We start from the raw sequence: 21,565 nt of genomic DNA, 5'->3' as shown, positions 1-21,565 counted from the left end.
TTTTATCCCTTCAAGGAAAACACCTGATGAACGACACAGAATCCAAAAAGACCACTGAAGTGCCGGAACCGACCGGCCTCAGTCGTCGCGGCTTCCTGGGCACCAGCGCGGTGACCGGTGCGGTACTGGCCGGCGCTACGGCCATTGGTGGCGCGGTCTTCACCCGTGAGACATGGGCGGCAGCGGCCAAGGACGCGCAACTGAAAACCCACGTCGGGCCGGGCGAACTGGACCAGTACTATGGTTTCTGGAGTGGCGGCCATCAGGGGGAAGTGCGGATCATGGGCATTCCGTCGATGCGCGAGTTGTTGCGTGTTCCGGTGTTCAACGTCGATTCCGCCACCGGTTGGGGCCTGACCAACGAAAGCAAACGGATCATGGGCGACAGCGCGCATTTCCGGAATGGCGACTGCCACCACCCGCATTTGTCGATGACCGACGGCAAGTACGACGGCAAATACCTGTTCATCAACGACAAGGCCAACAGCCGCGTTGCGCGTATCCGTCTGGACATCATGAAGTGCGACAAGATGCTCACCGTGCCCAATGTGCAGGCGGTTCACGGGCTGCGCCTGCAAAAGGTGCCGCACACGAAGTACGTGTTCGCCAATGCCGAATTCGTCATTCCGCACCCCAATGACGGCAGCACCTTCGACCTGCAGGACAAGAACAGCTACACCCTTTTCAACGCCATTGATGCCGAGAAAATGGAAATGGCCTTCCAGGTCATCGTCGACGGCAACCTGGATAACACCGACGCCGACTACACCGGCAAATATGCGGCTTCGACCTGCTACAACTCGGAGAAGGCCTACGACCTGGGCGGCATGATGCGCAATGAGCGCGACTGGGTGGTGGTGTTCAATATTCAGCGCATCGAAGCGGCGATCAAGGCTGGCAAGTTCATTACCCTGGACGGCTCCAAAGTCCCGGTGGTCGATGGACGCAAAAACGAGGGCAAGGACAGCGCATTCACCCGTTACATCCCGGTGCCGAAGAACCCCCACGGGATCAATATGACGCCCGATGGCAAGTACTTCATTGCCGCCGGCAAACTCTCGCCCACTTGCACGATCATCGCCACCGCGAAACTGGATGATCTGTTCGACGACAAACTCAAGGACCCGCGTGACGCGGTGGTCGGCGAGCCGGAACTGGGTCTGGGCCCGCTGCACACCACCTACGACGGCCGCGGTAATGCCTACACCACCTTGTTCATCGACAGCCAGGTGGTGAAGTGGAACGTGGAGGAGGCCATCCGCGCTTACACCGGCGAGAAGGTCAACTACATCAAGCAGAAACTCGATGTGCAGTACCAGCCAGGCCACAACCATGCCTCGCTGACCGAAACCCGTGAGGCCGACGGCCAATGGCTGATGGTGCTCAGCAAATTTTCCAAGGACCGCTTCCTGCCGACCGGCCCGCTGCACCCGGAAAACGATCAGTTGATCGATATTTCCGGCGAGGAAATGAAACTGGTGCACGACGGCCCGGCCTTTGCCGAACCCCACGACTGCGTCATGGCCCGTCGTGACCAGATCAAGACCAAGAAGATCTGGGACCGCAACGACCCGTTTTTCGCCGAGACCGTAGCGATCGCCGCCAAAGACGGGATCAAGCTGGAGACCGACAACAAAGTCATCCGCGACGGTAACAAAGTCCGCGTCTACATGACCTCGATGGCCCCGGCCTACGGCCTGCCGGAGTTCACCGTCAAGCAGGGCAACGAGGTCACGGTGACCATCACCAACATCGACCAGATTGAAGACGTGACCCACGGCTTCGTGATGACCAACCATGGCGTCAGCATGGAGATCAGCCCGCAGCAGACCTCATCGATCACCTTCATCGCCGACAAGGCTGGCCTGCATTGGTACTACTGCAGCTGGTTCTGCCATGCGCTGCACATGGAAATGGTCGGCCGCATGAAGGTCGAGAAAGCCTGACCGTTGGCCATCGACAGGAGCGAAGTAATGACTGATAGCAAGGGAAACCCGGTGAAGGTCATTACGCTTGCGCTTGCGCTCCTGCTGCTGTCCGGCAGTGCGCTGGCGGTGCAACCCATCACCACGTTGCCGTTGACGGTGGATGCCGATCAACGCTGGCACCTGCCGGCAGGGGAATACCGTGGTTCGTTCAGCGTCGATCAACCGATGCAGATTGTCTGCGAGCCGGGTGCGGTATTTCAGGGCGAGGAGCAGGGCAACGGTTTGATCATCAGTGCGCCGGATGTCGGCATCGAGGGCTGCACCTTTCTGGACTGGGGGCACGACCTCACGGCCATGAATGCGGCGTTGTTCATCCAGCCCAAGGCCCATGGCGCGGTGATTAAAGGCAATCGCCTGCAAGGCCAGGGGTTCGGTATCTGGGTCGACGGCACTCAGGATGTGAGTCTGATCGACAACCGCATTCAGGGTGATCCGACGATGCGCTCGCAAGATCGCGGCAACGGCATTCATCTGTATGCCGTGCATGGCGCCAAAGTCATTGGCAACCAGGTGCGCGACACTCGCGATGGCATCTACATCGACACCTCCAACGGCAACCTGCTGCAAGGCAATACCCTGGAAGACCTGCGCTACGGCGTGCATTACATGTTCGCCAACGATAACCAACTGATCGGTAACACCACCCGCCGTACCCGCACCGGCTACGCCTTGATGCAAAGCCGCAAGCTCACGGTGATCGGCAATCGCTCCGAACAGGATCAGAACTACGGGATCCTGATGAACTACATCACCTATTCAACCTTGCGCGACAACTTCGTCACCGACGTGCGCGACGGCTCGACCGGCGACAGCATGATCAGCGGCGCCGAGGGCAAGGCGTTGTTCATCTACAACTCGCTGTTCAACAGCATCGAACATAACCACTTCGAGCACAGCGCTGTGGGCATCCATCTCACCGCCGGCTCGGAAGATAACCGTATCGCCGACAACGCCTTTGTCGGCAACCAGCGGCAGGTCAAGTACGTCGCCACCCGCTTGCAGGAATGGTCGGCGGATGGCCGGGGCAACTACTGGAGCGATTACCTGGGCTGGGACCGCAACAACGACGGCCTCGGCGATATCGCCTACGAACCCAATGACAACGTCGACCGACTGCTGTGGCTGTACCCGCAGGTGCGGCTGTTGATGAACAGCCCTGGCATCGAGTTGCTGCGCTGGGTGCAACGGGCCTTTCCGGTGATGAAATCGCCGGGGGTGCTCGACAGTCATCCGCTGATGAAGTCATCCACTCAAACCCTGACCCAGGAGCCCACCTCATGAACGTCATCGACCTACAAGGCGTGAGCCAGCGCTATGGGCATGCCACCGTGTTGCATCAGCTCAACCTGAGCCTGGCGGAAGGTGAAGTGCTGGGCTTGTTCGGGCACAACGGCGCGGGCAAGACCACCAGCATGAAACTGGTGCTTGGCCTGCTCCAGCCCAGCGAAGGGCAGGTCAGGGTGTTCGGCCGTTTGCCCAGCGATCCCCACGTGCGGCGCCTGCTTGGTTATCTGCCGGAGAACGTGACGTTTTACCCGCAGCTGAGCGGTCGTGAGACCTTGCGCCATTTCGCGCGACTCAAAGGCGCCGCGTCCGCTCAGGTGGACGTACTGCTCGAGGAAGTCGGCCTGGCCGGTGCGGCGTATCGGCGGGTCAAGACCTACTCCAAAGGCATGCGCCAACGCCTGGGGCTGGCGCAAGCGCTGCTCGGCGAGCCGCGTTTGTTGCTGCTAGACGAGCCGACCGTCGGCCTCGATCCCATCGCCACCCAGGATCTTTATCGCTTGCTCGATCGCCTGCGCAGCCAGGGCACCAGCATCATTCTCTGTTCTCACGTGTTGCCGGGTGTCGAGGCGCACATCAACCGCGCAGCGATTCTGACCCAGGGCCGCCTGCTGGCTCTGGGCAGTCTGCACAGTTTGCGCGAGGAAGCCGGGTTGCCGACGCTGATTCGCGCCAACGGCCTGAAGCACGCCGGGCCCTTGCAGCAACGCTGGAACAACGCCGGGCACGTCACCGAGCGCTGGGGCGTCGAAGGTCTTGAAGTCGCCGCGCTCAATGGCAGCAAGCTTGGGCTGTTGCGCCAACTGCTCAATGAAGACGAACCGTCCGACGTGGAAATCCATCAGCCGTCTCTGGAAGATATTTACCGCTACTACATGAGCCGGGCCGCTGCGGCGCCGATCGGGGAGGCCGTATGAACGCTGTCTGGAACATGGCCCGCAAGGAATTCAGCGACGGTTTGCGCAATCGCTGGTTGCTGGCGATCAGTGTGTTGTTCGCGGTGCTGGCCATCGGCATCGCCTGGCTGGGCGCCGCGGCCTCCGGGCAATTGGGTTTCACGTCGGTGCCGGCTACCATCGCCAGCCTCGCCAGTCTGGCGACGTTTTTGATGCCGTTGATTGCGTTGCTGTTGGCCTATGACGCCATCGTCGGCGAGGACGAGAGCGGCACGTTGCTGCTGTTGCTGACGTATCCGCTGGGTCGCGGGCAGATCCTGCTCGGCAAGTTCGTCGGCCACGGGTTGATCCTGGCGCTGGCGACACTGATCGGTTTCGGCTGCGCCATGCTGGCCATCGCGGTGCTCGTGGACGATGTCGAACTGAGCCTGCTGCTCTGGGCCTTTGGCCGGTTCATGGCGTCGTCGACGTTGCTGGGCTGGGGGTTTCTGGGGCTGGCCTATGTGCTGAGCAGTGTGTCCGCCGAGAAATCCACGGCGGCCGGGCTGGCGTTGGGTGTCTGGTTCTTCTTCGTGCTGGTGTTCGATCTGGCTTTGCTGGCGCTGTTGGTGCTCAGCGAAGGGCAGTTCAACCCCAAAGTGCTGCCCTGGTTGCTGCTGCTCAACCCCGCTGACATCTATCGCCTGATCAACCTCTCCGGTTTTGAGCCCGGCGCCAGTACCGCGGGTGTGCTGACGCTGGGCAGCGATTTGCCGATGCCGGGCTCGACGCTCTGGCTGTGCCTGTCGCTCTGGGTGGCGCTGCCATTGGGCTCGGCCTGGCTGTTGTTTCGTCGCCGGGCGACATGAATTTCCACTTTGATAGTTTTGGAGCAGTTGACGATGAGTACGTTTTATCTGACGACGGTCCGCGCTGTGGTGGGCCTGATGATGTGTCTGTTGCTGACGGCCTGTGACAACCCGGCACAAGCCACCTACAGCAGCGCCGCTGCAGCCTTTCATCCCAGTGATGAATGCCATGTCTGCGGAATGATCATCAACGGATTCCCCGGGCCCAAGGGCGAGGTCGTCGAGCGGGCCGGGGTCAAGAAGTTCTGCTCCACGGCGGAAATGATCGGTTGGTGGTTGCAGCCGGAAAATCATCATGGCGATGCCAGACTGTATGTCCACGACATGGGCCGTAGCCCTTGGAATGCGCCGGATGACGCTCACCTGATCGATGCCAAAGATGCGTTCTACGTGGTCGGCACCCAACTCAAAGGTGCCATGGGCGTGGTGCTGGCGTCGTTCTCCAGTCGCGAGGCCGCTGAAAAGCTTGCCGCTGAACAGGGTGGTCGCTTGCTGCGGTTCAGCGAGATCACTCCGGCGCTGCTGCAGCAACACTAACGACGTCGAAAAAATCTGATCGCCGTCAAGTCGTTTTTTCTTCTCCTGTTCAAAGATAGGGACTCGCTATGTCCCCAGTGCTTGGCATCCGTGATGCCCAGGAGTAAATGATGAAAACCGAGTTTCAGGATCGTTTGGCGGTGGTCACGGGTGCCAGCTCCGGGATTGGCCTGGCACTGTGTGCCGCGCTGTTACCGCGCGGGGTCAAGGTGCTGGCGATGTCACGGACCCTCGGTGAATTGCCGGCCTTGCAGCAGATCTACGGCGAGCGATTGCAGTGGTTTGCCGGGGACGTCACGAGCCAGCAAGACCTGCGCGAACTGTCCGAGCGCGCGGCGGCGATGGGTCCCGTGGACTATCTGGTGCCCAACGCGGGGATTGCCGAAATGGCCGACAGCCTGGATATGCAGGCCTTCCAGCGTCAGTGGGCGGTCAACGGTGCCGGGGCGTTGAATACGCTGGCGGCGTTGCGGGGTGAATTGGCGAACCCGGCGTCGGTGGTGTTTGTTGGGAGTTTCCTGACCGGTTCGAGCTTTCCCGGGTTGGCCGCCTGCATTGCCAGCAAGGCTGCGCTCGCGGCTCAGGCGCGGACGCTGGCGGTGGAATTTGCGAGTTTTGATGTGCGCATTAATCTGGTTTCCCCGGGACCGACGGCGACCTCGATGTGGGACAACCTGGGGTTGAGCGAAGATCAGCTTGAGGATGTCGCTACTAACCTCACCAAACGTCTGCTGCCCGGTCACTTTCTCGACGCGGCGGCGGTGGCCAATGTGATTGTGTTTCAGTTGTCGCAGGGCGCTCGGGGTGTCTACGGTCAGGACTGGAAAGTCGACAGCGGTTACACCTTGGTCTGAAGCCGCAGGGAGTCGCTGCGTATACCGGATCGCCAAGATCGCAGCCTGCGGCAGCTCCTACAGGGTGTACGCCATTCGAATGTAGGAGCTGCCGCAGGCTGCGATCTTTTGGGAGCACCGCAGAGCTAGTGCGAAGTCCCCTCGGCAAACTCAATCTTGTTCCCCACGTTGTACTTGCCCGAAGGCTTGTTCATCGGAATGCGTTTGATCTCCTTGAGGGTGTTGCTGTCGTAGACGATCAGTGCACCGTCGGTGGCCCAGATGCTCAGCAGCAGGTAACGACCGTCGCGGGTGAACTCAACGTGAGCGGCGGTTTTGCCGGGCATCGGGCGCAGCGTGTGGGCGATCTCCAGGGTCTGTTTGTCGATCAGGTGGATCGCATCGTTGTCGGGCCCGAAGAACACGTCGCTCCAGGCATACCGTGAGTTGACGTGACTGCGCATGAAGAAACCCGGCCCCAGGGTCGGGATTTCCTTGATCAGTTTCCAGGTCTTGAAGTCGATGACCGAGATCAGCCCCTTGCTGATATTCGGCGTGGCGAACACCCACTCGCCGTTGCGTTTCCAATAGGTCCCCGAGCCCAAATGCGGCATGCCCGGCAGCGGTATGTCGGTGACCACCTTGCCGCTGTCGAGGTCGATCACTTGACCGCCCTGGGCTTTGCGCGATGTGGCCAGCAGCTGTTTGTAGTCCGGTGAAAAAGAGAAATCGTCGAGAAAGTCCCCGGCCGGGATCCGCCGTGGTTCGAAATCTGGTGTGCCGGCCCAGGACAGTTCCCAGACTTCCTTCACGTCCTTGAGCGCCACGATAAAACTGTCCCGCGGCGGGGCGGAGTAGACCGCGCTGACCCGTGACTCGGTACCGTCCTGACCGATGGCGGGAATGGTTTGGACCAGCGACAGATCGCGGGCATCGAGCACTACAAGATTGCCGGGTAAATAATTGCCCACCAGCACCCAGCGTCCATCCTTGCTCACCGCCAGGTTGCGGGTGTTGAGACCGGCGCGCACCTCGGCGATCAGCTTCAGGTTGTGCAAGTCATACAGGCTGATCCAGCCGTCACGGGAGGCGAAGTAGACGAAGCGCCCATCGGGTGAGAACTTCGGCCCGCCATGCACGGCAAAGTGCGAAGCGAACCGCGCCAGCACCTCAAAGCGGTCACCGTCGAGGATGTCGATGTGATGGTCGCCAGCTTCCACCACCACGAACAGGTTCAGCGGATCGGCGCCATGCTGGGGCGTGGTGGGCAATTTGCTGAGGTCCGCGAGCATCGAGTGACTGCCGAGAATGTCGTCATTGCTCCAGGTCGGCGGGGTGGCGGGCGGTTGCTGAAGGTAATCCACCAGCGCGTCGATCTGCGCGGGGTTGAACACAGTGGCATAGCCGGCCATTTGGCTCGCGGGGCGGCCGTTCTGAATCACGCTGCGGATTTCATCGGGTTTGATCCGGCTGAGACTCTCCGGCAACAACGCCGGCCCCGCACCGCCGAGACGGTTAATGCCGTGACAGCTCTGGCAATGCTGCTGATAGTTTTCCGCCGCCTGTTCAAATGCCGGAGCCGCTGCGCCGGCCTGGGCCGTACTGACCCATAAAAGCTGGGCAAGGATCATGCGCCTCATATCGCCACCTTGGCATGGCGTTGCAGTGCTTGAGCCGGGTAAAGCCGCGCCGGGTATTCCAGTTGTTCTGCGCCAAACAGATCGACCACGGTGCCGATCACCGTCAATGTCGGAATGCCCGGCGGACAATCCAGCGCCAGGGTCGGTAGTTGGTGCAGCTTGCCACGGGCGACGTGCTGGTCGGGACGCGTGCCGTTGCTGATCAGCGCCGCCGGTGTGTCGGCCGACAACCCGGCTTCGATCAAACGCTGAGCGATGATCCCCAGGTTCGACAAGCCCATGTAAAACACCAACGTCTGGCTACTGTCGGCGAGGCTGCTCCAGGGCAGCGACAACTCGCCATCGCGCTGCAAATGGCCGGTAATGAATCGGCAGGAATTGACCAGGTCGCGGTGGGTCAACGGTATGCCTGCGTAAGCGCTGCAACCCGACGCGGCGGTGATGCCCGGCACCACCTGGCAGTCGATGCCGCGTTGCAGCAGGTACTCCAGCTCCTCGGCGCCGCGACCAAAAATGAACGGGTCGCCACCCTTGAGCCGGACCACTCGCTGCCCGAGATCAGCGAGGTCGGCCAGCAGTTCGTTGATCTGTTCCTGGGGCAGGCTGTGGCAGCCGCTGGCCTTGCCGACGTAATGGCGGGCGCAGGTGAGGGGGATCAAGGTCAGCAGTTCGGGGCTGATCAGCCGGTCGTACACTACGGCGTCGGCCTGCATCAACAGGCTCCAGGCGCGCAGGGTCAGCAGGCGTGGATCGCCCGGGCCGGCGCCGACCAGGGCAACTTCGCCCGGCCGGAACGGGGACTCAAGTGTGGCCGGTATAGCAATCGATGGAGGCATGGGACGTCCTTGGTGCTTCATCAGGTTGGCCGGCCCCAGCCTTTGTCAGGTGGTTGGCCGGACGGGCTATTCAGTGGGTGATGCAAGGGATGGTGGGTAATGGCGGCACACCGATTTCGTCATCGCTGAGATGACAGCCGGGGTCCTGGCCCCACAGATCTCCCTCGGCCCAGGCGCGGGTTCGGGTATTGCCGTTGCAGATGGGCAACCAGCGGCATTGCGCGCAACGACCGCCGACGGCTCGGGGATGTTCACGCAGGCGCAACAACAGGGCATCCGGCTGATCCAGCCACAACGTGCGGAACGGCGTGCGGCGGACATTGCCCACCGAGTGCTGCCACCAGTAGGTGTCCGGGTGCACTTCGCCGGTGTTGTCGATGTTGGCAATGCCGCTGCCCGACGCGTTGCCACCCCAGGCGCGGAGCATGTTTTCCAGGCGCGGGTAATGCTCGGGCAGACGAAGGCCTGCCCATTGCAGCAGGAGAATGGCGTCGGCATCGTTGTTGCCGCTGACAAAATCGCTGTCGCGACCCTGTTGGATGTCTGCCCAGGCGCGCTCAAAGATCAACGTCATGGCCTCGCGGCTCATCTGCTGGTGCGCGTCGAGTTTGCGGCTGCGTTTACCGCGCCCGCTGTAGTTGAGGTGCGACAGGTAAAACTTTTGCACGTCGTACTCGCGCATCAGCGCCAGCAGTTGGGGCAGTTGTTGATGGTTCTCCTGGGTCAGGGTGGTGCGCAGGCCAACGCGAATGCCCTGTTCGCGACAGAGCCGGATCGCCTGCATGGAACGAGCGAAGCTGCCCTTGAGTTGACGGAAGGCGTCATGGGTGGTTTCCAGGCCATCGATGCTGATCCCGACGTAGTCGAAATTCGCCGCGCTGATCTGCGCGATGTTCTGCTCATCGATCAGCGTGCCGTTGGTGGACAACGCCACAAAGAAACCCTTGGTCCGGGCGTAGGCACTGAGCACAAACAGATCCTCGCGCAACAGCGGCTCGCCACCGGAAAGAATCAACACCTTCACCCCGACATCGTGCAGGTCGTCGATTACGGTCAGCGCAGCGGCCGTATCCAGTTCATCGCGAAAGACACTGTCGGCCGAGGTGGCGTAGCAATGTTTGCAGGTCAGGTTGCAGCGCCTGAGCAGGTTCCAGATCACCACCGGCGCCCGGTTACTGCCCGGTGGACTGGTTCTGGGCGCAGGTGCCTGGCCGGCCAGCGCACGCAGGTATTGGCTGATCCTCAACATGTAACTCTCCTTGAGTCGGGAACGTGTTCAGCGCGAAGCAATAGTCAAACGCAAGCCTGATGCCCGTAGCAGCTGTCGAGCTTGCGAGGCTGCGTTCGGCTGCGAAGCAGTCGTAAAACCTGTGTGCGTGGTGTGTCTGACATACCGCACTGCCTGATTTCACGACTGCTGCGTCCGATCGCGGCCCGAACCGAACGCAGGCTTCGCCAGCTGCTACAAGGTATGCGTTGCTAACTGACCGGCATCAGGCGCAAGCCGGTTTTTTTCAGGATGCGGCTGCTCACCAGCATCTCGTCGGCCCCACAGGCGTCGCCCAGTAAGTAGCGCAGGTGCTCGCGGTAGCTGTTGATTTCATCGCTGCTGCGGCCATGCACCATGGCGAACAGGTTGTAGCGCCAGTCGGTTCGGCGCGGACGGCGATAGCAGTGGCTGACGAAGGGTTGCGCGCCGATCAGCGCGCCAAGGCGCGGCATCTCGGTGTCGCGCACATCCCAGACCGTCATGCCGTTATGGCGGTAGCCCAGTCGGTAGTGATTGGGCACGGCGGCGATACGCCGAATCGCGCCCTCGGCCTGCAAGCGCTTGAGCAGATCCAGGGTGGCTTCGATGTTCAGCCCCAGCTGTTCGGCGAGCCACGCCCACGGGTCGTCCAGCAGCGGCAGACCGGCCTGGGTCAACACGATCAGACGCTGGACGAGGGTGTCTTCAGGCCGGGAAATACAGACCGACATGGTAGGTCTCCTCTTTGGGCAGGTTGAGCAGCGGCAAGCCGGTCAGGGTTTCGATGCGGTGCAGGGTCTCGGTCAGGTCATGTTCAGTTGCGCAGGCGAGCACGAACCACATGTTCCAGGCGTGTTCGCGTCGGTAGTTGTGCGCCACTTCAGGCAGACCATGCAGTTGCTCGGCGACGTCGTCGAAACGCTCTTCAGGGACCGCCAACGCGGCGAGGGTGAAGGCGCCGCCCAGCCGTTCAATGTCGAACATCGGGCCGAAGCGTGTGAGCACGCCGTCATCGAGCAGGGCATGCAGTCGGTCGAGCAGTTCTGTGCTGCTGCTCTGCAGTTCGGCAGCCAATACCCGCCAGGGGTGGCGCACCAGCGGCAGGCCCAGTTGCAAGCGGTTGATCAGGCGACGGTCGAGGTCATCCATGGGTCGGTGCTCCTGTGCGCGAGGGCGCAAACCGGCCGCCGCACTGCTTGAAGACCTGGGTGCTGAACAGCAATTGATGGGGCAGGTCGCTCAGCAGATGCTCCTCCAGCAACGCCTGTATCTGCGCCTCCACCTGTTCACGTTGCCGCCCGTGCACCATGCAAAACAGGTTGTACCGCCACTGCGGCAAGCGCCGGGGCCGCTGATAGCAGAGGTTAATGCCGGGCGCTCGCCCCAGGCGCTGGCCGACTTCGTCGATCAGCGCATCGGGAATATCCAGCACCAGCATGGCGTTGGCGGTAAAACCCAGCGCGCGATGGTGCAGCACCAGGCCGATACGGCGAAACAGCCCTTGCTCGCTCCACTGGCGCATTTGTTCGAGCACCTGGCTTTCGTCGGTGTTTATCCGTTCGGCGAGTTCCTGATAAGGGCGCGCTGCCAGCGGCAACCCACCTTCGAGGTGTCGGCGCAGCGCCAGCGCTTGTTGGGGGCTCAATCCGGGCTTCATGAGTTTTCTCCCAGGGCAAAACCGAGGTCGATGCGGTAGGCGGTCAACATCGGCAGGTCCAGCGGCATGAGGCCGGTGTCGTCCTCCAGTTCCTTGAGCACACGGTCGATGTGTTGGCGATCAGGGCCGGTCAGCACAAACCACAGGTTGTAGAAATGCTCCCGTGCGTAGTTGTGATTGACCGCGGGGTACTGACTGACACGATCGGCCACCTGTTGCAGGCGCTCGGCGGGCACGGCGAGGGCGGCGAGGGTACTGGCCCCGGCGCGGCTGTGTTCGAACACCGGGCCGATGCGTGAGAGGGTGCCGGCCCGGTCCATTTCTTCCAGGCAGGCCATTACTTGCGATTCGCGGCACCCGAGAATCCGCGCCATCTCTTTGTACGGTGTCGGGCACAGCGGCATGCCGTGCTGGAAGCGGTCGATGAGTTGGCGGCTGAGCAGTTCAAGGTCCATTTCAATACCCCATTTTCTGCGCGCGACTGCTGAAGAAGATCCCGCTTGGCGCGGAGGCTGGCAGGGTACTCAGCAGCTTCAGGCTGTATGGATCCCAGACCTGAACCTGATCGCCGTCGCGTAACGACAGCCACAGCTGGTCGCCGCGTGCGGTGAATTCCATGTGCAGCACCGCTGGCCCCGGGTGCAGATCGGCGACCACGGCATGGGTTTCGGTGTCGATGACCTGAACCCGATCATTGTCCGGGTAGGCGAAGTTGACCCACAACTGCCGACCGTCCGGGCGCGACGTGACGAACACCGGTTGGCCGGCGACCGGAATCACGGCGGTCTGCTGCCAGGTGCGTGAATCCATCACCAATACCTGATGACGACCCACGGCGGGCACGAAGGCCTGGTTGTCGGCGACGGCCCAGCCTTCCAGGTGCGGCATCTTGTAGACCGGGAGTTTCGCCTGGCCTCGTCCGTAGTCGCCGAGTACCCGTTGCACGCCGCGCTCTGGATGCCAGAGGTCGAGTTGCGCCATGCCGTCTTCACCGAACAGGCCGGCCATGTAATAGCGCCCATCGGGGGTAATCAGGGCGTCGTAGGGTTGCTCACCGATGCCGGTGAAACGGCTGATCTGCGGTGTGTTGCCCTGACTGAAATCGGCGGTCCAGATCTCGCCGGTATCGAACAGGCTGAACACAAAACGTTGCCCCGGTGCGTCGACCAGGCCGACCACCCGAGAGCGCTTGCTGCTATCGGCGAGCGGCGTGGCCGGAATATCGGCCACCTGCTGCAGGGTGTCGGCATCGAACACCTTGACCCCGCCGGGCACGTAGTTGGACACCGCGATCAACTTGCCGTCCTGACTGATGGCGCCACCAATGCTGTTGCCGCCCTGGATGACGCGATGGTCGATACGCCGGGTCAGCATATCGATTTTGCTCAACCCGCCGTCGCGCCCGAACACATAGGCATAGCGCTGGTCACGCGAGAACACCACGGAGGCATGGGACAGGTCGCCGAAACCTTCGAGTCGGGCCAGCGCGGTGCGGGTGTCGCTTTCGATAATTTGCACGCTACCGGTGGCGCGCTCCACGACCACGCCCAGATCACCGGTGCCGCGCAACGGTGGCTGAACGCAAGCGGACAACAACAGCCCGGTCGCCGCTGACAGCAGGATTGAACGGATCATGGTGCGGGATATCCCTGGAGAAGAAGATCGACCAGCCAACGGATGTCGCCGGGGCTGAGCAACGGGGCCCAACCGGGCATCGCGGTGCCGGGCCGGCCTTGGCTGACGGTGGCAATCAGGCTGTCCCGTGACTTGCCGGCCAGCGCTACGCGCGTCAGTTCGGGGCCCAGCCCGCCGGTGAGGTGCAGCCCATGGCAGGCGCCGCAGTCCTGGGTCAGCAGGTGTTCGAGTTGTGCCTGACGCTGGGCGTCCGGCGCCGAAACCGCGGTTGCGCAAATGAGAAGGAGGGCCGCCAGAATCACAGCGTGTCGATAAACCATCTTGACGCCCTCCAGGCGGTTATTTGAGTGTCAGTACCCAGGTCGCGAGAATTTTTGCTTCTTCTTCAGTGACCGGGTTTGCCGGCATTGGCATCGGGCCCCAATTGCCTTGTGTACCGTTCTTGATGTGGCCAGCCAGGGTGTCCACGGCCCCGGGTACGCCAGCGTTCTTGGCCGCCACATCCTTGAGCGCCGGGCCGACAATCTTGGTGTCGATGGAATGACAGGCTGCGCAGGGTTTGCTCTTGAACAGCTCCAGCGCGTCTTGGGCCATGGCCGGCTGCACACTCAGCGCAGCGGTCAGGGCGAACAGTGAGAACAGAGTATTTTTCATGGTGTTTCCTTGCATTGATGGAGCTCAATAGATGTCGTGTTGTGTGTTGTAGACGTTGAACTTTCCGGTGGGTGTGATCAGTCGTTTATCCTTGATGACTGACTTGAGCTTCAGGGTTTTGTCGTCGATCACCACCAGCGCCGACTCGTCTGCCTGGCCGCTCCACACGGAGAACCAGACTTCATCGCCGGCCTTGTTGTATTCCGGTTGCACAACGCGCATCGCGCCTTGCTTGATGCCCGCGTATTCGGCGATGGGCAGCACGGTGTAGCCGGCGTCGAGTTTGTCGATGTCGAACACCGCGACTGACTGGCTGAGTTTCGCGTCCGGGTTGAGGGTGGTGTCGACGTACAGGTGGCGAGAGTTGGGGTGGGTTTTGATAAACAGCGAGCCGCCGCCCTGGCCCTTGAGCGAGGCGACCTGTTTCCAGGCGTATTGCGGGTGTTTGGTCGGGTCGGTGCCGATCAGCGAGATGCCGTCATCACCCAGGTGGCTGGTGGCCCAGACCGGGCCGTAGGTCGGGTGGTTGAAGTTGGCGCCGCGACCCGGATGAGGGGTTTTGCCGACGTCCACCAGCGCGGTCAACTTGCGCTCCTTGGAGTCGATCACGGCGACCTTGTTGGAGTTGTTGGCGGCGGTCATGAAGTAGCGGTGCGTGCTGTCCCAACCACCGTCATGCAGAAAGGGCGCGGCGTCGATGTAGGTGACGGTGAGGTTTTTGATGTCCTGGTAATTGACCAGCATGACCTTGCCGGTTTCCTTGACGTTGACGATGAACTCCGGCCATTCGTGGGAGGCGATGATCGCCGCGACCCGGGGTTCCGGGTGGTATTCCTGCTTGTCGACGGTCATGCCACGGGTCGAGACGATCTGCTTCGGCTCCAGGGTTTCGCCATCCATGATGGTGAATTGCGGCGGCCAATAAGAACCGGCGATGGTGTATTTGTCTTCGTAGCCCTTGAACTTGGAGGTCTCGACCGAGCGCGCCTCGATGCCCACTTTGACTTCGGCGACCTTGGTCGGCTCGACCGGCCACAGGTCGATCATGTCGATCCGGGCGTCTCGGCCAATCACCAGCAGGTAGCGACCCGAGGCAGAAATCCGCGAGATGTGCACCGCGTAACCGGTCTCGATGAGTTTGACGATCTTCTTGCTGTCACCGTCGATCAGGGCGATCTTGCCGTCATCGCGCAGCGTCACCGAAAACAGGTTTGGCAAGTTGAGTTTGCTCAGTTGCTTCTTCGGACGGTCCTCGGGTTTGACCAGCACTTTCCAGGTTTTCAGCGTCTCGGCCATGCCCCATTCCGGTGGCGTCGGCGGCGTGTGCTGAATGAACTTGGCCATGACCGTGATCTGATCCTTGGTCAGCGCATTGGACGTCCCCCAGTTCGGCATGCCCGCCGGTGAGCCGTAGGTAATCAAGGCCTCCAGATACGGTTGCCCGCGGCTCTGGGTAATGTCCGGTGTCAGCGGTTTGCCCGTGGCCCCTTTGCGCAAAACGCCGTGGCAGCCGGCGCAGCGCTGGAAGTAGATTTCCTTGGACGAGTCGAACTCGGCCTGGCTCATGTCGGGAGCGCCAGCGGTTTTGACCATGGGCGGGTTGGCCGCAGCGGCGGCGGGCTCTTCAGCGCTGGCGGCATGACTCACCGCCAGGGCCAGTGCCGAACACAGCGTGGTCAGGGTCAGGGCAAACGTTTTTCTATTGCTGATCAGCATTCCATTTCTCCTCAGGCAAGACCTTTGCGATGTGCTGAAACGGCAGCGCAGAACGCAGGTTCTTAGTGCCGTGCAAGGCTATGCCCGAGCAGGCCAATGTTCGCTTGACGACGATCAAGTTTGCCGGCCATCTCACTTGCCAGGTTGTCGCAGGGGCCCGTAGCGTGTTCCTTGAATCCGCTTTTGGAACAGGCAGCCCATGGACCGTACCCAGTCTTGCGAACACCCGATCGAACCCTTCTACCAACCGCTGAATAATGAGGAGGCGCTGTTCGAACAAGCCTGGCGACACGGCATGCCGGTGCTGATCAAAGGCCCGACGGGGTGCGGTAAAACCCGTTTCGTCCAGCACATGGCCCATCGGCTGAAACTGCCGCTGTACACCGTGGCTTGCCATGACGATCTGAGCGCGGCCGACCTCATCGGCCGTCACCTGATCGGTGCCCAGGGCACCTGGTGGCAGGACGGGCCACTGACCCGCGCGGTGCGTGAAGGCGGCATCTGTTACCTCGACGAAGTGGTCGAGGCGCGTCAGGACACCGTGGTCGTACTGCATCCACTGGCCGATGATCGTCGGGAGCTGTTCCTGGAACGCACCGGCGAAGTGCTGAAGGCGCCGCCGTCATTCATGCTTGTGGTGTCTTACAACCCCGGTTACCAGAACCTGCTTAAAGGCATGAAACCCAGCACCCGCCAACGCTTCGTGGCGATGCGCTTCGGCTATCCGCCAGTGGCCGATGAGGAACGCATCGTTGCCCGCGAGGCTCAGGTGGACAACGCGCTGGCGGCGCAAGTGGTGCGGCTGGGCCAGGCGCTGCGCCGGCTCGATCAACATGATCTGGAGGAGGTCGCCTCAACGCGACTGCTGATTTTCACGGCGCGTATGATCCGCTCCGGCATGAGCCCCCGTGAGGCGTGCATGGCCTGTCTGGCCGAGCCGCTGAGCGATGATCCGCTGACCGTCGCCGCGCTGATGGACGTGGTTGATGTCCACTTCGGCTGAGCCAACGGGCGTTTCGCAACGCCACTTGCCGGGCGATCTGGCGATGTGGTTTTTCATTCTGGCCGAGCTGTCGGTGTTCGCCATCCTGATTCTGGCGTTCGCCGTGACCCAGGCGCTCAAGCCGCAGATGTTCAGTGAAAGCCGTCTGTTGCTGAACACCTCAACCGGGCTGGCGATGACCCTGAGCCTGCTCACCGCGGGCCTATTCGCCGCGCTGGCGCAGGAGCAAGTCAGGCGCTCACGATCCCGTTACGGCGCCGTCTTCCTGCTGATGGCGTTGCTCGCCGCCAGTGTCTACGTGGTGTTGAAACTCACGGAATACCGGCACTTGCTGGCCTCGGGGCTGGGCATGGAGCACAACACCTTTTTCACGCTCTACTGGATCCTTACCGGTTTTCATTTTCTCCACGTAGTGCTCGGCATGGTCATTCTCGGATGGCTGGCCGAGCGCTGTCGCCGTGGCCTGTACGACGCCAGCAAGCGCAGTGGCTTTGAATCCGGCGTGCTGTATTGGCACATGGTCGATCTGATCTGGGTCATGCTGTTTCCGCTGGTCTACGTGCTGAGTTGACGAGGTTCTCATGTCTGTTTCCAGGGTTTTGCTCGTCTGTTGGGCGGCGCTCGCCACGTTAAGCGTCTGCACCGTGATGCTGGCGCAGGCCGGGGCGACGTGGTTGTTGTCGATTGTCATTTTGCTGGTGGCGGTCGGCAAGGCGTGGCTGATCACCGATGGGTTCATGGAGATGCGCCACGCGCCGCGACTGTGGCGCCGGTTGATGTTGAGCTGGGCGCTGGTGTTGGCGGCGGTGGTTGGCCTGACACTGGTGTCGTTCCACTGAAGGAACACCGTCTGTAAAACACCGCAACTCCAATGTGGGAGCGGCGGTGCGGCGATCCGACTTGCTCGCGAAGGCGGTGTGTCAGGCACATCAATTGCGACTGACACACCGCCTTCGCGAGCAAGCCCGCTCCCACATTCGATCGGCGTTGTCGGCAATACCCGACCAAAACCATCTGCCTTTCTTGATCGCCATCAAGCAGGTTTCAACCCTTCGCTTCCTATCATGGACGGGCCAAGCAAAGAGGAAGCGACCATGTCAGAGACCTTCACCAAAGGCATGGCCAGGAATATCTACTTCGGGGGAAGCATTTTCTTCTTCCTGATATTCCTGGCCTTGACCTATCACACGGAACAGACCTTTCCGGCCCGCAGCAATGAAGCGCAGCTCACCGAGTCAGTGGTGCGCGGCAAGTTGGTCTGGGAGCAAAACAATTGCATCGGCTGCCACACGCTGCTGGGCGAGGGCGCTTACTTCGCGCCTGAGCTGGGCAACGTGTTCCAGCGGCGCGGCGGAGAAGCGGGCTTCAAACCCTTCCTGCATGCCTGGATGAAAATGCAGCCACTGGGCGTACCGGGCCGGCGCGCGATGCCTCAGTTCAAGTTGAGTGACCAGGAGGTGGATGACATCGCCGAGTTCCTCAAATGGAGCTCGAAAATCAACACCAATGGCTGGCCGCCAAACAAGGAGGGCTAAGCGATGAGCATTGCTAATCCGCATCTGAAATTCGCCTCGCAAGCCGTGGCCAAACCGTACTTCGTGTTTGCCCTGATCCTGTTTCTCGGTCAGGTGCTGTTCGGTTTGATCATGGGCCTGCAATACGTGATAGGGGACTTTCTGTTCCCGATCATTCCCTTCAACGTGGCGCGGATGGTGCACACCAACCTGCTGATCGTCTGGCTGCTGTTCGGGTTTATGGGCGCCGCCTATTACCTGATTCCGGAAGAGGCCGACCGCGAACTGCACAGTCCGAAATTGGCGATCATCCTGTTTTGGGTATTCGCCGCCGCTGGCGTGCTGACGATCCTGGGCTATCTGCTGGTGCCGTATGCCGGCCTGGCCAAGCTGACCCATAACGAACTACTGCCGACCATGGGACGAGAGTTCCTGGAACAGCCGACCATCACCAAGATGGGCATTGTGGTGGTGTGCCTGGGCTTCCTCTACAACATCGGCATGACCCTGCTCAAAGGTCGCAAGACCACCGTCAGCATGGTGATGATGACCGGGCTGATCGGGCTTGCGGTGTTCTTCCTGTTCTCCTTCTACAACCCCGGCAACCTGGCCCGCGACAAGTTCTACTGGTGGTGGGTGGTGCATCTTTGGGTAGAAGGCGTGTGGGAACTGATCATGGGTTCGATGCTGGCCTTCGTCCTGATCAAGATCACCGGTGTAGACCGGGAAGTCGTGGAGAAATGGCTCTACGTGATCATCGCTATGGCGCTGATAACGGGGATCATCGGTACCGGACACCACTTCTTCTGGATCGGTGCGCCCGAGGTCTGGTTGTGGGTCGGTTCAATCTTCTCGGCACTCGAACCGCTACCGTTCCTGGCCATGGTGATCTTCGCTTTCAGCATGGTGAAGAAACGTCGCCGGCAACACCCGAACCGCGCGGCCACGCTGTGGGCCAAGGGAACCGTGGTAACCGCCTTCTTCGGCGCTGGCGTCTGGGGTTTTCTGCATACCCTGGCTCCGGTCAACTTCTACACCCACGGTTCGCAGCTGACCGCGGCTCACGGTCACCTGGCCTTCTACGGTGCTTACGCGATGATCGTGATGACCTTGATCAGCTACGCCATGCCACGGCTGCGCGGATTGGGTGAAGCCGGTGACGAGCGTTCGCAGACCCTCGAAATCTGGGGCTTCTGGTTGATGACCCTGTCGATGGTGATGATCACGCTGTTCCTCACCGCTGCCGGTGTCGTACAGGTCTACCTGCAACGCTGGCAGGTCGATGGGGTTGCCTTGCCGTTTATGTCCACGGTCGAACATCTGCAGGTGCTGTTCTGGGCCCGTTTTGGTGCCGGTCTCGGTTTCCTCGCAGGGCTGCTCTGTTACCTGTTCAGCTTCAAGCAACGTGGCCGCGCAGCCTTGCGCGCTCCGGCTGCCGTTGTCCCTTCATGAGCCGGTGTAACGGCTAGAAAAGGTCGGCCCGGCTGATACAGCGGGCCGTTTTTTTGGTTTACAGAAAAGGGCAAATGTCATGGCCTTTACTATCGAACTGGAAGAGTGGGTAGGCAGCGTCTGGCATCGTTTCATCACCCGGCGCGCCAGCCCGGACTTCCCCGAAGCACGCGTCGAACTGGCCAGCCAGCAACGACCGCTGGCGCTGCTGTTTCGCGCCATGGGCGGCGCCAGCGGCATCGGTGTCGAAGCCGCCAGCGACCGCGATCTGCTGTTGCGACGCAACGTGCTGCAGCAGATCGCCGGCACCTGCAAGCAAGTGCCCTTGGCGTGGTGCGACGAGACGAACCTTCGTCTGCCGTCGAGCCTTGCGGTCTTTCCTGAAGTTGCACTGAACGAGGAACTCTATCGTTGGCTCGCGCTGCTGGCAGCCCAGGCCGGTCAAATGCGGCACTGGGGTCGGGACAATCAACGCTGGACGCAACAGCTGTTGCGGTGCTATCCCGCGTTGCGTGCCCGGTACAAACGTTTGGTCGATGCTCATCTGCAACTTCGCCCGGATCCGGCAACATTGAACCCCGGCGAAGCTGCGCTGGAACGGGCGTTATGCCAGGCGCTACGCGAGCCGGGCAGTGTCGAACATTTTCCCCGCAGCGAAAGGGCCGCCTGGCCGCTGCCGCTGTGGTTGTACCCGCCGCAAAACCTCGCGAGTCCGCAGGCTGCCGACCTCGGTGACGAGTCGGAAGAATCGCTGACGACCCCGCCCGGCGAACAGAAAGGCGCAAGTAAACGCGCCAAGCGGATCGATGAAGGCAGCCGCGACGGCGGGTTGTTAATCGTGCGCCTGGAGAACCTGTTCAGCTGGACCGAACACGTGGACCTGGATCGCTGGTCAGACGACAGCGAAGACCCGGACGCGGCCAGAGTCGCCGAAGACCTCGACGAGTTGAGCCTGTCGCGCACCCGTCTGCGCAAGGGCGGCGGCCTCAAGCTGCACCTGGATTTGCCGCCCGCCGATGTTGACGATATTCCCCTGGGCGAAGGCATCAAGTTGCCGGAGTGGGACTATCGCAAACAACAGATGCAGGACGCCTTCGTCAATCTGCAAATGATGGTGCCCCGCGATTGTGAGGCGCAGCCACTGCCGCCACGTCTGAAATCCTCGGCGCACCGTCTGCGCCGCCAGTTCGAGCAATTGCGCAACGACCGCCAATGGTTACGCCAGCAACCTCAAGGGTCTGAACTGGACATGCAGGCCTGGCTGGATTTTCACGTTGAACGCGAGCATGGCCAGTGTGCGGAACGCGGTCTGTTCATGGAACAACGGCAGACGCGCCGCGACCTGGCGTGCCTGTTGCTGGCTGATGTGTCGATGTCCACCGACGCGCACTTGAACGATGAGCATCGGGTGATTGATGTGATCCGCGACAGTTTGCTGCTGTTCGGCGAAACCCTGTCGGTGCTCGGCGATGATTTCGCCCTGTACGGGTTTTCCTCGCTGCGTCGTCATCAAGTGCGCATGCAGGAACTCAAATCCTTCACCCAGCGTTATGACGACAACACCCGCGGTCGCATTCAAGGGCTCAAGCCGGGTTATTACACCCGCATGGGCGCCGCCATCCGCCACGCTACCCAACTGTTGGGCAAGAGCAAACGACGCAGCAAACTGTTGCTGCTACTAACGGATGGCAAACCGAATGATCTGGATCTGTATGAGGGGCGCTACGGCGTTGAAGACACCCGCGAAGCGGTGCTGGAGGCGCGGCGTCAGGGGTTGACGCCGTTCTGTATCACGATTGATCGCGAGGCTGGCGATTACCTGC

The 21,565-nt window shown here is 61.4% G+C and carries 22 protein-coding genes and 1 pseudogene; 12 read left to right on the top strand and 11 right to left on the bottom strand.

Annotated elements, in window-relative coordinates:
* The first annotated feature begins 23 nt into the window (after positions 1-23).
* From nosZ to E3W21_RS13315, 6 genes are all read left to right on the top strand, one after another.
* Entirely contained in the window at positions 24-1,946 is a 1,923-nt protein-coding gene (gene nosZ, locus E3W21_RS13340; RefSeq protein WP_371927087.1) for a TAT-dependent nitrous-oxide reductase, read from the top strand.
* Positions 1,947-1,973: 27 nt separating this feature from the next.
* Complete coding sequence (locus E3W21_RS13335) at positions 1,974-3,269, top strand: nitrous oxide reductase family maturation protein NosD (protein WP_134420296.1); 1,296 nt, start codon at positions 1,974-1,976, stop codon at positions 3,267-3,269.
* Positions 3,266-4,189, top strand: coding sequence for an ABC transporter ATP-binding protein (locus E3W21_RS13330; RefSeq protein WP_134420294.1), 924 nt, complete (start codon positions 3,266-3,268; stop codon positions 4,187-4,189). The genes E3W21_RS13335 and E3W21_RS13330 overlap by 4 nt, the downstream gene beginning before the upstream one ends.
* Complete coding sequence (locus tag E3W21_RS13325) at positions 4,186-5,016, top strand: ABC transporter permease (RefSeq protein ID WP_134420292.1); 831 nt, start codon at positions 4,186-4,188, stop codon at positions 5,014-5,016. The genes E3W21_RS13330 and E3W21_RS13325 overlap by 4 nt, the downstream gene beginning before the upstream one ends.
* A 33-nt stretch (positions 5,017-5,049) precedes the next feature.
* Positions 5,050-5,553, top strand: coding sequence for a nitrous oxide reductase accessory protein NosL (locus tag E3W21_RS13320; RefSeq protein WP_134420290.1), 504 nt, complete (start codon positions 5,050-5,052; stop codon positions 5,551-5,553).
* Between the two features lie 110 nt (positions 5,554-5,663).
* The gene (locus E3W21_RS13315; protein ID WP_134420288.1) at positions 5,664-6,407 is read left to right on the top strand and encodes an SDR family NAD(P)-dependent oxidoreductase; all 744 of its coding nucleotides are present in this window, start codon (positions 5,664-5,666) and stop codon (positions 6,405-6,407) included.
* A 125-nt stretch (positions 6,408-6,532) separates the two neighbouring features.
* On the opposite strand, the gene E3W21_RS13310 is transcribed toward E3W21_RS13315, so the two are convergent.
* The 11 genes from E3W21_RS13310 to E3W21_RS13260 all read right to left on the bottom strand — a co-directional run bounded on the left by E3W21_RS13310 (position 6,533) and on the right by E3W21_RS13260 (position 15,773).
* Positions 6,533-8,026: a nitrite reductase gene (locus E3W21_RS13310; RefSeq protein ID WP_134420286.1), complete on the bottom strand. Its 1,494-nt coding sequence runs from the start codon at positions 8,024-8,026 to the stop codon at positions 6,533-6,535.
* Entirely contained in the window at positions 8,023-8,862 is an 840-nt protein-coding gene (cobA, locus tag E3W21_RS13305) for a uroporphyrinogen-III C-methyltransferase (protein WP_134420284.1), read from the bottom strand. Before cobA ends, E3W21_RS13310 begins: the two co-directional genes overlap by 4 nt.
* A gap of 70 nt (positions 8,863-8,932) precedes the next feature.
* Entirely contained in the window at positions 8,933-10,111 is a 1,179-nt protein-coding gene (gene nirJ / locus E3W21_RS13300) for a heme d1 biosynthesis radical SAM protein NirJ (RefSeq protein ID WP_134420282.1), read from the bottom strand.
* A gap of 230 nt (positions 10,112-10,341) precedes the next feature.
* Entirely contained in the window at positions 10,342-10,842 is a 501-nt protein-coding gene (locus E3W21_RS13295; protein WP_134420280.1) for an Lrp/AsnC family transcriptional regulator, read from the bottom strand.
* A complete protein-coding gene (locus E3W21_RS13290; protein WP_129444726.1) occupies positions 10,817-11,260 on the bottom strand; it encodes an Lrp/AsnC family transcriptional regulator in 444 nt (147 codons plus the stop codon). Before E3W21_RS13290 ends, E3W21_RS13295 begins: the two co-directional genes overlap by 26 nt.
* Positions 11,253-11,768 carry an Lrp/AsnC family transcriptional regulator gene (locus E3W21_RS13285; protein WP_134420278.1) on the bottom strand — a complete coding sequence of 172 codons (516 nt, stop codon included), beginning with the start codon at positions 11,766-11,768 and terminating at the stop codon, positions 11,253-11,255. The genes E3W21_RS13290 and E3W21_RS13285 overlap by 8 nt, the downstream gene beginning before the upstream one ends.
* A complete protein-coding gene (locus tag E3W21_RS13280; RefSeq protein WP_134420276.1) occupies positions 11,765-12,223 on the bottom strand; it encodes an Lrp/AsnC family transcriptional regulator in 459 nt (152 codons plus the stop codon). The genes E3W21_RS13285 and E3W21_RS13280 overlap by 4 nt, the downstream gene beginning before the upstream one ends.
* A gap of 1 nt (position 12,224) precedes the next feature.
* A complete protein-coding gene (locus tag E3W21_RS13275) occupies positions 12,225-13,403 on the bottom strand; it encodes a cytochrome D1 domain-containing protein (protein WP_134420274.1) in 1,179 nt (392 codons plus the stop codon).
* Entirely contained in the window at positions 13,400-13,723 is a 324-nt protein-coding gene (locus E3W21_RS13270) for a cytochrome c (protein ID WP_134420272.1), read from the bottom strand. The genes E3W21_RS13275 and E3W21_RS13270 overlap by 4 nt, the downstream gene beginning before the upstream one ends.
* 19 nt (positions 13,724-13,742) lie before the next feature.
* Positions 13,743-14,057: a c-type cytochrome gene (locus tag E3W21_RS13265; RefSeq protein ID WP_056739447.1), complete on the bottom strand. Its 315-nt coding sequence runs from the start codon at positions 14,055-14,057 to the stop codon at positions 13,743-13,745.
* A gap of 24 nt (positions 14,058-14,081) precedes the next feature.
* Positions 14,082-15,773, bottom strand: a complete 1,692-nt coding sequence (locus E3W21_RS13260) for a nitrite reductase (protein ID WP_134420270.1) — start codon at positions 15,771-15,773, stop codon at positions 14,082-14,084.
* A 199-nt stretch (positions 15,774-15,972) separates the two neighbouring features.
* On the opposite strand from E3W21_RS13260, the gene E3W21_RS13255 reads away from it, so the two are divergent.
* The 6 genes and pseudogenes from E3W21_RS13255 to E3W21_RS13230 form a co-directional block, all read left to right on the top strand.
* Positions 15,973-16,776 (top strand): CbbQ/NirQ/NorQ/GpvN family protein, encoded by an 804-nt coding sequence (locus E3W21_RS13255; RefSeq protein ID WP_129444720.1) that lies wholly within the window; start codon positions 15,973-15,975, stop codon positions 16,774-16,776.
* Positions 16,760-17,347 (top strand): cytochrome c oxidase subunit 3 family protein, encoded by a 588-nt coding sequence (locus E3W21_RS13250; RefSeq protein ID WP_134420268.1) that lies wholly within the window; start codon positions 16,760-16,762, stop codon positions 17,345-17,347. Before E3W21_RS13255 ends, E3W21_RS13250 begins: the two co-directional genes overlap by 17 nt.
* Before the next feature lie 10 nt (positions 17,348-17,357).
* Positions 17,358-17,615 (top strand): cytochrome C oxidase subunit IV family protein, encoded by a 258-nt coding sequence (locus tag E3W21_RS13245; RefSeq protein ID WP_134420266.1) that lies wholly within the window; start codon positions 17,358-17,360, stop codon positions 17,613-17,615.
* A gap of 255 nt (positions 17,616-17,870) precedes the next feature.
* On the top strand, positions 17,871-18,311 hold the full coding sequence (locus E3W21_RS13240; RefSeq protein ID WP_111450213.1) for a cytochrome c: 441 nt from the start codon (positions 17,871-17,873) through the stop codon (positions 18,309-18,311).
* A gap of 3 nt (positions 18,312-18,314) precedes the next feature.
* A complete protein-coding gene (locus E3W21_RS13235; protein ID WP_134420264.1) occupies positions 18,315-19,742 on the top strand; it encodes a cbb3-type cytochrome c oxidase subunit I in 1,428 nt (475 codons plus the stop codon).
* A 79-nt stretch (positions 19,743-19,821) separates the two neighbouring features.
* Positions 19,822-21,565: pseudogene (locus tag E3W21_RS13230) on the top strand (nitric oxide reductase activation protein NorD); the annotation flags it as partial.

This window comes from Pseudomonas sp. F01002 (genome assembly GCF_004402115.1).
Classification (GTDB): Bacteria; Pseudomonadota; Gammaproteobacteria; order Pseudomonadales; family Pseudomonadaceae; genus Aquipseudomonas; species Aquipseudomonas frigoris.
Note: the sequence above shows the minus strand (reverse complement) of the source record. Positions and strands in the feature narration are given on the sequence as shown.